Raw genomic sequence first — 11410 nt, forward strand, 5'->3', positions numbered from 1 at the left:
AGGGGCGTCACGCAACGTGCCAGCGATCACACCGAATGCCCGGTGACTGCGCGGGTACCGCTCAGTACATTCGGGTAAACCCTCGTTCACTCCTCATCCTCAAGGGGCTGTGCCTCATGTCCGGAACGAACAACACCACCTCAGTGATCGTCGCCGGGGCCCGCACGCCCATGGGGCGGCTGCTCGGCTCGCTGAAGTCCTTCTCGGGCGCCGACCTCGGCGGCTTCGCCATCAAGTCCGCGCTGGAGCGGGCCGGGATCTCCGGTGACCAGGTCCAGTACGTGATCATGGGCCAGGTGCTCCAGGCGGGCGCGGGCCAGATCCCCGCCCGTCAGGCCGCCGTCAAGGCCGGCATCCCCATGAACGTCCCGGCGCTCACCGTCAACAAGGTGTGCCTGTCGGGTCTCGACGCCATCGCGCTGGCCGACCAGCTCATCCGCGCCGGGGAGTTCGACATCGTGGTCGCGGGCGGCCAGGAGTCGATGACCAACGCCCCGCACCTGCTGCCGAAGACCCGCGAGGGCTACAAGTACGGCGCCGTCGAGATGCTCGACGCGATGGCCTACGACGGCCTCACCGACGCCTTCGAGGGCATCGCGATGGGCGAGTCCACGGAGAAGCACAACACCCGCCTGGGCATCGAGCGCGCCCCGCAGGACGAGTTCGCCGCCGCCTCCCACCAGCGGGCCGCCGCCGCGCAGAAGAACGGCGTCTTCGAGGCCGAGATCACCCCGGTCGAGATCCCGCAGCGCAAGGGCGAGCCGGTGATCTTCGCCGCGGACGAGGGCATCCGTCCCGAGACCACGGTGGAGTCCCTGGGCAAGCTGCGTCCGGCGTTCGCCAAGGACGGCACGATCACCGCCGGCACCTCCTCGCAGATCTCCGACGGCGCCGCCGCCGTGGTCGTGATGAGCAAGGCGAAGGCGGAGGAGCTGGGCCTGGAGTGGCTCGCCGAGATCGGCGCCCACGGCAACGTGGCCGGTCCGGACAACTCGCTCCAGTCGCAGCCCTCGAACGCGATCCTGCACGCCCTGAAGAAGGACGGCCTCACGGTCTCCGACCTGGACCTCATCGAGATCAACGAGGCCTTCGCGGCGGTCGCCGTGCAGTCAATGAAGGACCTCGGCGTGACCCCGGAAAAGGTGAACGTCAACGGCGGCGCCATTGCCCTGGGCCACCCGATCGGCATGTCCGGTGCCCGTGTCGTGCTGCACCTGGCGCTGGAGCTCAAGCGCCGCGGCGGCGGGACCGGCGCGGCCGCCCTCTGCGGCGGTGGCGGCCAGGGCGACGCCCTCGTGATCCGCGTCCCGAAGGCGTAGGGGCGAGCGCATGGCGACGGTGGACGTCCCCACGCTGGTGGCGCAGGCCCGTGAGGGCCGGCCGCGGGCCGTGGCCCGGCTGATCTCACTGGTCGAGGGGGCGTCCCCGCAACTGCGCGAGGTGATGGCCGCCCTGGCCCCGCTGACCGGCGGCGCGTACGTGGTCGGGCTGACCGGCTCCCCGGGTGTCGGGAAGTCGACCTCGACCTCGGCGCTGGTATCGGCCTACCGCGCGGCCGGCAAGCGGGTCGGCGTGCTCGCGGTCGACCCGTCCTCGCCCTTCTCGGGCGGGGCGCTGCTCGGCGACCGGGTGCGGATGTCGGACCACGCGTCCGACCCGGGGGTCTACATCCGCTCCATGGCCACGCGCGGGCACCTGGGCGGTCTCGCCTGGGCGGCTCCGCAGGCGATCCGGGTGCTGGACGCGGCCGGCTGCGACGTGGTCCTCGTCGAGACGGTCGGGGTGGGGCAGTCCGAGGTGGAGATCGCCTCGCAGGCCGACACCTCGGTGGTGCTGCTGGCGCCGGGCATGGGCGACGGGATCCAGGCCGCGAAGGCGGGCATCCTGGAGATCGGCGACGTGTACGTGGTGAACAAGGCCGACCGGGACGGGGCGGACGCCACCGCCCGGGAGCTGAACCACATGCTGGGCCTGGGCGAGACCCGGGGCCCGGGCGACTGGCGGCCGCCGATCGTCAAGACGGTCGCCGCGCGCGGGCAGGGCATCGACGAGCTGGTCGAGGCGCTGGAGAAGCACCGGGCGTGGATGGACGAGCGCGGGGTGCTGGCCGAGCGCCGGGCGGCGCGGGCCGCCCGTGAGGTGGAGACCATCGCGATCACCGCGCTGCGGGGGCGGCTGGCGGACCTCCGCGGGGACGCGCACCTGGGCGCGCTGGCGGCCCGGGTGGCGGCCGGCGAGCTGGACCCGTACGCGGCCGCGGACGCGCTGCTGGACAGCCTGACCGAGGGCTGAGGCGGGCGGACGGAGGGAAGGGCGGGGAGCCGAGGCTCCCCGCCCTTTCCCGTGCCGTGCCGCGCGGGTCCGTCAGATCTTGCCGCGGTTGCCGCGCAGGTGCTCCGCGACGGGCCGCAGCGACTCGCGCAGCGCCTGGAGGGCCTCCGGCGGGAGCAGGTCGATGAAGTGCTCGCGGACGGACGCCACGTGGTGCGGGGCGACCTTGCGCATGGTCTCCATGCCCTCGTCGGTGAGGACCGCGTACAGGCCGCGGCGGTCGGACTCGCAGTTCACCCGGCGGACCAGGCCCGCGGTCTCCATGCGGGTGATCTGGTGGGAGAGCCGGCTCTTGGACTGCAGCGTGGCGGTGGCCAGGTCGCTCATGCGCATGCGCAGGCCTTCCGACTCCGAGAGGTTCACCAGGATCTCGTAGTCGTTGTTGGTGAGTCCGAAGGGCTGGAGATCCTTTTCCAGCTGGTGCATCAGCAGTCTGCTGACGTCCAGGTGGGTGCGCCAGGCGCACTGTTCGGCGTCGGTCAGCCAGCGGGTGGCCGTCTCGGTCTCCATCGTCTCCATGAAAGAACTCTACCTAAGAAGTTGAATTACGTACAAAAATAGGAAGATCGGATTCTGCCGGCCCGGGCCGCGGGCCTCACAGCCCGAAGCGCCGCTGGAGGTCGCCCAGCTGCCCCGGCATCCGGGGTACGCCGAGCTGCCCCAGCGGACCCTGGCCGGCCCCCGGAACGCCCTGGGCGTTGCCCGTGGCCGCCCCGGCGCCCACCGCGCCCACCGAGTGCTCCGCCATCAGCAGCTCGGTCGACTGCAGCAGGACCGTACCCGCGCCGACGAACTCGAACTGGTGCTCCTCGCCCGAGGTGCCGCCGATGCCGGTCAGCGAGCGCAGTCCGCCCATCACGCCCGACATGTAGCCGTGGTCGTAGTGGTGGCAGGGGGAGGGGCAGTCCGCCCACCCCACCAGCGCCTGCGGGTCCACGCGCAGCGGCGGCTCCATGAAGACCACCGGTCCGTTGGACGCCGCCACGAACTTCCCGGTTCCGATCAGGGTCAGGAATCCCGGGACGATCGACTGCTTCAGGGCCAGCGAGGGCTGGTACGCCAGCAGGTTCCCCGACCGGATGGTCAGGTTGCCGTCCTCCAGGTCGTACGAGTTCACGTCGAAGGCGCGGTCGGCCAGCAGCATCTTGCCCTGGCCCTCGGCCACCACCCAGTCACTGGCGTGCAGCGGCGAGTGGAAGCTGGTGCGCAGCAGCCGCTCGAAGCGGCCGTTGCCGATCCCGTTGAACTCGATGCGCCCGTAGTAGGCGATCATCTTGCCCTTCTGCAGGAACCACTGGCTCCCCTTGAGCTCCACGCAGAAGGTGTACGCGTTCACGTTGTCGTCGGAGGGCAGGCTGTGCGGGTCGAACACCGTCGGGCCGCCGGGGCCCGGGTTCACGGGGCCAAAGTTCACAGCTTCTCCTCGGAGGCCTGTACGTAGACGGCGCCCTGGCCGGAGAGCTCCAGCTGGAACGCCTCGCCCGAGCCGCGCCCCACCATGTCCCGCCAGCCGAGCGCGGTGGAGAGCTTGTTCCTGACGTCCCCGTGGTGGGCCACGTACGCCTGCGGGTCGACGTGGACCGGCCGGTTCGGGGTGATGGGGAGCTCGATGACTCCGCCGTGGGCCATCACGGCGACCGCGCCGTGGCCCTTGAGGGTGGTGGTGAACAGGCCCTGTCCGGTCACCTGGCCGCGCACCATGCCCATGACCCCGCCCTGCGAGCCCATGAACATCGTGCCCTGCTGGAGGGTGCCGTCGAAGGCGAGCAGCCGGTCGGCCTCGACGTACAGGGTCTCGCCCTGGAGGCTGATCACCTGGATGTGGTGGCCGCCGTGGCCGAACATCACGGTGCCGCTGCCCTCGACCGTCATCAGCGGGGTCTGCTCGTTCGCCACCCGGCGCCCGATCATGCCCATGACGCCGCCCTGGCCGCCGGTGATGCTCGGGGTGAAGGAGACCTCGCCCCGGTAGGCGAGCATCGCCCCGCGCTGGCTGTACATCTTCTGGCCGGGGACCACCTGGGCCTCGACCATCTTCGAGTTGATCTCGCGGAACGGCATCAGACGTCACCCCCCACGGTGTTGCGCTCGCTGGGCTGGACGTACACCAGGCCCTCGCCCTCGAAGCGGATCTGGAACGCCTCGCCCGAACCCTCGCCGATCAGGGTGCGGAAGTTGACCCCCGACTGGAAGGACTGCTGGAGGTTGCCGGTGTGCGCGATGTAGGCGCCCGGGTCGACCGAGAGCGGGTACTGCGCGCTGACGCGCAGCACCACCGCCGGGCCGTCGGACATGATCGCCGCCTGGCCGGACCCCTCGACGGTCGTCGTGAAGAGCCCGTTGCCCGTCGTGGCGCCGCGCAGACCGGTGAAGGTCGTGCCGGTGCGCAGCCCGGCGTCGGTGCACAGCAGGTTGCTGGACTCGACGTAGAGCTTCTCGCCGCGCAGGTTCACGAGGTTGATCTCGCTCGCCCGGTCGGCGAAGTAGCACGTGCCGTGCCCCTGGACCTCCATCACCGTCATCTGTTCGCCGGTCAGCCGGCGGGTCACCATTCCGCGGAGGCCTTCGCCTCCGCCGGTCATCTTCTTGAAGGCCATCTGGCCGTCGTACGCGACCATCGCGCCGTTCTTCGCTTTCACGGCGTCACCGGTCAGGTCGACGGCGAGCACCTTGCTGCCTTGCAGTCTGAACTGAGCCACGGGGATGAAGGTATCGGCAGCGGGCGGGGGCGAACAGGGCCCGCAGGACGATATCCGCCACAATCGCCGGGCTTCGGGGGATCCGGGGCCCCGAGGGAAGATCGCGGAGGGCGGCTGAGACACTGGAACGGACCCTTTCGCCCCGGACCCCGTCCGGGGCGACCCCAGGTACCCGGCCCCGAAGGTTCCACGTGGACATCAAGACCGCTTCCGCCCTGCACCGGCTGCGCCTCATCTCCGTCCCGGAGGCGCTGTCGTTCCCGGCCCTGCTGATCTTCGGCTCGCTGCTGAGCCGGGTATCGGACATCGACTTCCTCATGATGCCGCTGGGCATCCTGCACGGGATCCTCTTCGTCATCTACGCGATCTTCCTGCTGGACGTCTGGAACAAGGCGAAGTGGCCGGTCAAGAAGGTCGCCCTGTTCTTCGTCCTCGCGCTGCTGCCCTTCGGCGGCCTCTACGGCGACAAGCTCCTCAAGCGCGACGAGGCCGACAGCGTCGTCGCGGCCCGCGCGCGCCAGGCGGCCCAGGCGTGATCGTCGCGTTCTCGGTGACCCCGCTGGGGGTCGGCGAAGAGGTCGGCGAGTACGTGGCCGACGCGGTCCGCGTCGTACGCGAGTCCGGGCTGCCGAACCGCACGGACGCCATGTTCACCACCGTCGAGGGTGAGTGGGACGAGGTCATGGACGTGGTGCGCCGCGCCGTGGCCGCCGTCGAGGAGCGGGCACCCCGCGTCTCCTTCATCCTCAAGGCCGACATCCGGCCCGGCGTCACCGACGGCATCACCTCCAAGGTCGAGACGGTGGAACGGCACCTCGCCGAGAGCTGACCCGCCCGCCGCGGTCTTTCCCGAAAGCGCCCCCCGCCCTCCGGCAGGGGGCGCTTTCGCGTGCCGCGACGCACTCCGTGTGACCCGTCTCACCGTTGAGCGGTCGCTCAAAACGGGCTACCGTCCCGTTTGAGCGACCGCTCAAAAAGAGGAACGGGGTGGGACGTGGGCCTGTACGTCGAGACGGTGATCCGCACCGGCATGGACGAGCTCTGGGAGCGCAGCCAGGACCCGGCCCAGCACCAGCGCTGGGACCTGCGGTTCACCTCCATCGACCACCTGCCGCGCGCCGAGGGCGAGCCCCAGCGCTTCCGCTACGCGACCCGCGTCCTGCCCTTCCTCTCCGTCGCCGGCACCGGGATCTCCGCCGGCGAACGCCACCGGCCCGACGGCACCCGGGTCTCGGCCCTGCGCTTCGCCTCGGACCACCCGCTGTCCCTGCTGGCCGAGGGCAGCGGCTACTGGCGCTACGTCCCCGGCCCCGACGGGATCCGCTTCCTCACCGGCTACGACTACCGGCCGCGCTGGGGCCGCTTCGGAGCCCTCGCCGACCGGCTGGTGTTCCGTCCGCTCATGGGCTGGGGCACCGCCTGGTCCTTCGACCGGCTGCGCCTGTGGTGCGAACGCGGGACCCCGCCCGGCCGCGCGCTCGCCCGGGCCCTCGGGGAGACCGCCCTGCGGGCCCTGCTCTGCGCGGCCGTCCTCGCGTACGCGCCGCTCGCCGCCGCCCTGCCCGTCCTCGCCGCCGCGCTGCTGCTGCCGCCGCTGCCCGGCACCCCGGCCGCCCGCCGCTGCCTGCGCACCCCGCCCGGCCGCACCGCCGCCCCCGCCCCCCGCCTGCTGACCACCCTGGAGCCGTCGTGACCTCCATCTTCCGCGCCCACATGGGCGCCGAGTTCGACCGGCTGCACCCGCAGATCCAGCGCCGCTTCTCCGTCGGACTGGCGAGCGGGGAGGGCTGCGTCGGCCGGGGCACCATGGACCGGATATGGCACGGGCGCAGCTTCGTGAAGCCCTTCCTCCGGCTCGGCGGAACCCGCAACATCCTGGTGCCGCGCGAGGGGCGCGACGTCCCCTTCGTCATCGAGAACCTCCCCTACCTCGACTCCTTCGGCCGGGAGACCGTCACCTTCGTCCGCACCTTCCGGCTGCCCGACGGGCCGCGCCGCTTCGACGCCACGATGGTCCACAGCCCCGAACGCGACTGCGTCCTCGACTACCTGGGCACCCACCAGCACCTCGCCAGCGACCTGCACATGAGCGCCGAGCCCGACGGCTCCCTGCTCATCCGCTCCGGCGAGCACCGCTTCCGCGAGGGCCCCGTCGACGTCCGGGTGCCCGGACTGATCGGCGGTGACGCCGAGGTGCGCGAGTCCTTCGACGACGCCACCGGGCGGTTCCGGATCCGGGTGCGGGTGGTCAACCGACGCTTCGGGCCCCTCTTCGGGTACGAGGGCTCCTTCACCGCCGAGTACGTCGACGCCGGCACGTACGGGGTCCGCGGCGACCTGCGGCCCGTCCGCGAGGAGGTCCGGGCGTGAGCGCGGCGACGAAGCAGAAGCTCCTCGAAGGGGCCCTGCGCACCCTCGTCGAGCAGGGCATCGCCAAGGCCTCCGCCCGGACGATCGCGGCCACCGCCGGGGTGGGGCAGGGGCTGATCTTCTACCACTTCGGCTCCGTGGACGAACTGCTCGCCGCCGCCTGCCGGTACGGCGCCGCACAGCGGGTCGAACGCCACCGCGACCGGCTCGGCGGGGTCGCCAGCCTCACCGAGCTGCTGGAGTTCGCCCGCGAGATGCACGCCGAGGAGCGGGCCGCCGGGTACGTGGCCATGCTCGGGCAGCTGCTGGCGGCAGGTCAGAGCTCACCGGCGCTGGCGGAGGCGACGGCGGCCGGGCTCGGCCTGTGGATCGAGGAGCTGGAGGCGGTGCTGACGCGGCTGCTGGCGGCGACCCCGCTGGCCGGCTTCGCCGACCCGGCGGGGCTGGCGCGGGCCACGGCCGCGTCGTTCGTCGGCATCGAGCTGTACGAGGGGGTGGACCCGCAGGGCGCCGGGCGGGCGCTCGACGCCCTGGAGCAGCTGGCCGCGCTGGCCGGAGTCCTGGAGGGGCTCGGGCCGCTCACGCAGCGGGCCGTCCGCCACGGCCTCCGGCGGGGCACGCGGGGCTGACGGCCGCCCGGCGGGGCGGGGGCCGCTGCGCGGAGCCGCTCCCCGTCCCGCCTTCCCGTGCCGGCCGGGCCGGCGACACGGTGCTGCCGCGCCCGCACCCCGGCCCCGGGGATCAGCCGGCGGAGCCCGAGGCCAGGGCGATGCCCAGCGGGGTGCGTTCGTACAGGACCTGGTGGCCCCGGCGGAAGGGGAGCAGGAGTCCCGCCGCCCGCAGGGCCTTCAGGTGCGCGGACACCGTAGAGGGCGCCAGGCCCAGCCGGTGCGCGAGCGCCGTCGTCGAGGCGGGCTCGTGCAGCGCGCACAGCACCTCCGCCCGGGCCCGCCCCAGCAGCCCCGCCAGCGCCCGCGGTGCCGGCCCGGCCGCGGCCGTCCACAGCGCGCCGACGCCCCGGGCCGGGTACACCAGCGCCGGCTGCCACGGCGGGTCGAAGCCGCCCACCACCTCAGGCCAGACGAACGCGCTCGGCATCAGCAGCAGCCCCTGCCCGCCGAGTTCGCGGTCGTGGTGGGCCGGGCGCTCGATGGTCAGGGTCTGCTCCTCCCCGTACCAGCGCAGGTCCGGGTGGAGCCCGTCGAGGAGCGCCTGGAGCCCGCCCGCCGCCAGCCGGCGGGAGTGGAACAGCACGTCCGCCTCCAGCAGGGCCCGCAGCCGGGTCCAGTGCGGGGCGATCAGCAGCTCCCAGGCCCGCTCGTACAGATCGGCCAGCTCCCCGACCGCCCGCGCGGGGTCCGCCAGCATCCGCCGCCCGATGTCGCCGTCCACCGCCCCCGGGGTGCAGACCAGCGCCCGTCGCAGGTCCGCGCGCGCGGCCTCCGGGTCACCGGCCGCCGCCCGCACCCGGGCCAGCTCCTCCCCGAAGGTGACGTCCGGGCCGGCCGGCGGCGGGCTCAGCAGGTCCGGGTTGTGCCCCTTCCTCGGCATCAGCAGCCACAGCGGGCGCAGGTCCAGGCCGGCCGCGGCGGACCGGACCCGGGTCAGCCAGGGCAGGTGGTACGCCTGCCGGTGCGGGCGCAGCAGGACCCGTACGGCCTCCTGGGTCTCCCAGAGCGGGGAGATCGCGAACCGGCACCGGAGCAGGTCGGCCGGCCCGAACCGGTAGTGGAACCCCACGCGGCCCCCGTTCCCCGGAAGATTCGGACAGGGACGAATCCCTGGGGCCGCCAGCCTAGTCACGCCAGGGTTCGGGCCGTGTCCACCGATGAAGAAACGACCACCACCCCCCGGACCGGCTACCGCCCCGTGTTCCGCGTGCGCGAGTTCCGCGCCGTCTTCGCCGCGCACCTGCTGTCCCTGCTCGGTGTCGTCGTCGCCGAGATCTCCCTCACCGTCCTCGTCTACCGCGCCACCGGCTCCCCGCTGATGAGCGCCCTCACCTTCGCCCTCGGCTTCCTCCCGTACGCCCTCGGCGGCACCCTCCTCGCCCCGCTCGCCGACCGGTACCCCGCCCGCCGGGTGCTCGTCGGGTGCGACCTGCTCTGCGCCGGCTGCGCCGCCGCCATGGTCTGGCCGGGGACGCCCGTCGCCGGGATCCTCGTACTGCGCTGCGCCATGGCCTTCGTCGCCCCCCTCTTCCAGGGTGCCCGCAGCGCCTCCCTCGCCGACCTCCTCGGCACCGGGGAGGCCTTCGTGCTCGGCCGGTCGCTGCTGCGCATGGTCGCGCAGAGCGCGCAGCTCACCGGCTTCGGCCTCGGCGGCCTGCTGCTGGCCGCCGTCTCCCCGCGCGCGGCGCTCGCGCTGACCGCCGCCGGGTTCCTCTCCTCCGCGCTGCTGCTGCGCCTGGGCACCCGGGCCCGGCCCGCCGGGGGCGCCTCCGCCGTACGGGCGTCCCCGCTCGGCGGGCTGCGCGCCGTACTCGGCGGGCGCCGGCTGCGGGCGCTGACCCTGCTGTGCTGGCTGCCGCCGGCCTTCGCCGTCGTGCCGGAGGCACTGCTGGCCCCGTACACGGAGGGGATCGGCGCCGGGACCGTCACCCTCGGGGTGCTGATGTGCGCGCTGCCCGTCGGCACCGTGGCGGGGGAACTCTGGGCCGGGTCCGCGCTCACCGCCCGAACGCGTTCGCGGATCACGGCCCCGCTCGCCGCCGCCGCCCTGCTTCCGCTGCTGCTGTTCGCGTTCCGGCCCGGGCCGGCCGTGGCCCTGGCGGCGCTGCTCGCGGCCGGGCTGGCGCACGCCTACACGCTCGGGCTCGACCGGATGTACCTCGACGCCCTCCCCGAGGAGCTGCGCGGACGGGCGATGACCCTGCTCAGTACCGGTCTGATGACCTTCCAGGGCATCGGCATGGCCCTCGCCGGAGCGGCCGCCGAGTTCCTCCCGGCGCACGTCGTGGTCACCGGCGCCGGAGTGCTCGGCACGATGGTGGTCCTGCTGCTCCTCGCCGAGGTCCGGCGGTCGAGGAATGAGACGGGGCTCGCCGTCAAATGACCGCCCGGTAGGGTCTGGTGGATGCCCAAGCCGCTCAGCCTTCCCTTCGACCCCATCGCCCGCGCCGACGAGCTCTGGCGGCAGCGCTGGGGGCCCGTGCCGTCCATGGCGGCGATCACCTCGATCATGCGCGCGCACCAGATCCTGCTCGCCGAGGTCGACGCGGTGGTGAAGCCGTACGGGCTGACCTTCGCGCGGTACGAGGCGCTCGTGCTGCTCACCTTCTCCCAGGCCGGCGAACTGCCGATGTCGAAGATCGGCGAGCGCCTGATGGTCCACCCGACCTCGGTGACGAACACCGTCGACCGGCTGGTGAAGTCCGGGCTGGTCGACAAGCGCCCCAACCCGCAGGACGGCCGAGGCACCCTCGCCTCGATCACGGCGAAGGGCCGCGAGGTCGTCGAGGCGGCGACGAAGGACCTGATGGCGGTCGACTTCGGCCTCGGCGTGTACGACGCCGAGGAGTGCGGGGAGATCTTCGCGCTGCTCCGCCCGCTGCGCGTGGCCGCCGCCGACTTCGAGGAGAACTGACGGCGGCCCCGGAGCCGGGGCCGCGTCAAGATCGAGCAAAACGGACGGTTAGGCTCGTCGGCATGAAACGAAGCGTGCTGACCCGCTACCGCGTCATGGCCTACGTGACCGCGGTCATGCTCCTGATCCTCTGCGCCTGCATGGTGGCGAAGTACGGCTTCGACACCGGCGCCGGCCTGACCTTCGCGGTCTCGCAGGCCCACGGCGTGCTCTTCATGATCTACCTGGTCTTCGCCTTCGACCTGGGCTCCAAGGCCAAGTGGTCCTTCGGCAAACTGCTGTGGGTGCTGGTGTCGGGGACCATCCCGCTGGCCGCCTTCTTCGTCGAGCGCGGCATCCGCGCCGAGGTCGAGCCGCTGATCAGCGACGGTCTGGCGACCGCGAAGGCCTGAGCGGGCCTCGCGCCCGGCCGGAGCCGGACACCC

15 protein-coding genes are annotated in these 11410 nt (G+C 72.8%); 10 read left to right on the forward strand and 5 right to left on the reverse strand.

Annotation, left to right across the window (positions count from 1 at the left end; genetic code table 11):
- Positions 1-116: 116 nt before the first annotated feature.
- Together AC069X_RS15775 and meaB are read left to right on the forward strand one after the other, a co-directional pair.
- A complete protein-coding gene (locus tag AC069X_RS15775) occupies positions 117-1319 on the forward strand; it encodes an acetyl-CoA C-acetyltransferase (RefSeq protein ID WP_478728999.1) in 1203 nt (400 codons plus the stop codon).
- A 10-nt stretch (positions 1320-1329) separates the two neighbouring features.
- Positions 1330-2292: a methylmalonyl Co-A mutase-associated GTPase MeaB gene (meaB, locus tag AC069X_RS15780; protein ID WP_478729001.1), complete on the forward strand. Its 963-nt coding sequence runs from the start codon at positions 1330-1332 to the stop codon at positions 2290-2292.
- A gap of 72 nt (positions 2293-2364) precedes the next feature.
- On the opposite strand, the gene AC069X_RS15785 is transcribed toward meaB, so the two are convergent.
- The 4 genes from AC069X_RS15785 to AC069X_RS15800 form a co-directional block, all read right to left on the reverse strand.
- A complete protein-coding gene (locus AC069X_RS15785) occupies positions 2365-2841 on the reverse strand; it encodes a MarR family winged helix-turn-helix transcriptional regulator (protein ID WP_405983000.1) in 477 nt (158 codons plus the stop codon).
- An 85-nt stretch (positions 2842-2926) separates the two neighbouring features.
- Positions 2927-3745, reverse strand: a complete 819-nt coding sequence (locus AC069X_RS15790) for an AIM24 family protein (RefSeq protein ID WP_478729003.1) — start codon at positions 3743-3745, stop codon at positions 2927-2929.
- Positions 3742-4392 (reverse strand): AIM24 family protein, encoded by a 651-nt coding sequence (locus tag AC069X_RS15795; RefSeq protein ID WP_478729005.1) that lies wholly within the window; start codon positions 4390-4392, stop codon positions 3742-3744. Before AC069X_RS15795 ends, AC069X_RS15790 begins: the two co-directional genes overlap by 4 nt.
- Positions 4392-5030, reverse strand: a complete 639-nt coding sequence (locus tag AC069X_RS15800) for an AIM24 family protein (RefSeq protein WP_478729007.1) — start codon at positions 5028-5030, stop codon at positions 4392-4394. The genes AC069X_RS15795 and AC069X_RS15800 overlap by 1 nt, the downstream gene beginning before the upstream one ends.
- Before the next feature lie 191 nt (positions 5031-5221).
- On the opposite strand from AC069X_RS15800, the gene AC069X_RS15805 reads away from it, so the two are divergent.
- The 5 genes from AC069X_RS15805 to AC069X_RS15825 all read left to right on the forward strand — a co-directional run bounded on the left by AC069X_RS15805 (position 5222) and on the right by AC069X_RS15825 (position 8029).
- Positions 5222-5566: a DUF3817 domain-containing protein gene (locus AC069X_RS15805; RefSeq protein ID WP_478729008.1), complete on the forward strand. Its 345-nt coding sequence runs from the start codon at positions 5222-5224 to the stop codon at positions 5564-5566.
- Positions 5563-5859, forward strand: coding sequence for an MTH1187 family thiamine-binding protein (locus AC069X_RS15810; RefSeq protein ID WP_478729010.1), 297 nt, complete (start codon positions 5563-5565; stop codon positions 5857-5859). The genes AC069X_RS15805 and AC069X_RS15810 overlap by 4 nt, the downstream gene beginning before the upstream one ends.
- 165 nt (positions 5860-6024) lie before the next feature.
- Positions 6025-6723: a hypothetical protein gene (locus AC069X_RS15815; RefSeq protein ID WP_478729012.1), complete on the forward strand. Its 699-nt coding sequence runs from the start codon at positions 6025-6027 to the stop codon at positions 6721-6723.
- A complete protein-coding gene (locus AC069X_RS15820) occupies positions 6720-7400 on the forward strand; it encodes a DUF4166 domain-containing protein (protein WP_478729014.1) in 681 nt (226 codons plus the stop codon). The genes AC069X_RS15815 and AC069X_RS15820 overlap by 4 nt, the downstream gene beginning before the upstream one ends.
- Entirely contained in the window at positions 7397-8029 is a 633-nt protein-coding gene (locus AC069X_RS15825) for a TetR/AcrR family transcriptional regulator (protein WP_478729016.1), read from the forward strand. Before AC069X_RS15820 ends, AC069X_RS15825 begins: the two co-directional genes overlap by 4 nt.
- A gap of 112 nt (positions 8030-8141) precedes the next feature.
- On the opposite strand, the gene AC069X_RS15830 is transcribed toward AC069X_RS15825, so the two are convergent.
- On the reverse strand, positions 8142-9140 hold the full coding sequence (locus AC069X_RS15830) for an ArsR/SmtB family transcription factor (RefSeq protein WP_478729018.1): 999 nt from the start codon (positions 9138-9140) through the stop codon (positions 8142-8144).
- Here AC069X_RS15830 and AC069X_RS15835 point away from each other — a divergent pair.
- The 3 genes from AC069X_RS15835 (at position 9063) to AC069X_RS15845 (ending at position 11377) form a co-directional block, all read left to right on the forward strand.
- Positions 9063-10454, forward strand: a complete 1392-nt coding sequence (locus AC069X_RS15835; protein WP_478729256.1) for an MFS transporter — start codon at positions 9063-9065, stop codon at positions 10452-10454. The two genes, AC069X_RS15830 and AC069X_RS15835, sit on opposite strands and share 78 nt — an antisense overlap.
- Positions 10455-10475: 21 nt before the next feature.
- On the forward strand, positions 10476-10985 hold the full coding sequence (locus tag AC069X_RS15840; RefSeq protein ID WP_478729020.1) for a MarR family winged helix-turn-helix transcriptional regulator: 510 nt from the start codon (positions 10476-10478) through the stop codon (positions 10983-10985).
- A 62-nt stretch (positions 10986-11047) separates the two neighbouring features.
- Positions 11048-11377: a DUF3817 domain-containing protein gene (locus AC069X_RS15845; protein ID WP_478729022.1), complete on the forward strand. Its 330-nt coding sequence runs from the start codon at positions 11048-11050 to the stop codon at positions 11375-11377.
- Positions 11378-11410 lie beyond the last annotated feature (33 nt).

The organism is Streptomyces sp. NPDC043896, from assembly GCF_056435605.1.

What these genes read in the sequence shown, in the direction of transcription:
- meaB (WP_478729001.1), top strand. Translation starts at nt 1,330, where the DNA reads ATGGCGACGGTGGACGTCCCCACGCTGGTGGCGCAGGCCCGTGAGGGC.
- AC069X_RS15840 (WP_478729020.1), top strand. Translation starts at nt 10,476, where the DNA reads ATGCCCAAGCCGCTCAGCCTTCCCTTCGACCCCATCGCCCGCGCCGAC.
- AC069X_RS15775 (WP_478728999.1), top strand. Translation starts at nt 117, where the DNA reads ATGTCCGGAACGAACAACACCACCTCAGTGATCGTCGCCGGGGCCCGC.
- AC069X_RS15795 (WP_478729005.1), bottom strand. Translation starts at nt 4,392, where the DNA reads ATGCCGTTCCGCGAGATCAACTCGAAGATGGTCGAGGCCCAGGTGGTC.
- AC069X_RS15785 (WP_405983000.1), bottom strand. Translation starts at nt 2,841, where the DNA reads ATGGAGACCGAGACGGCCACCCGCTGGCTGACCGACGCCGAACAGTGC.
- AC069X_RS15845 (WP_478729022.1), top strand. Translation starts at nt 11,048, where the DNA reads ATGAAACGAAGCGTGCTGACCCGCTACCGCGTCATGGCCTACGTGACC.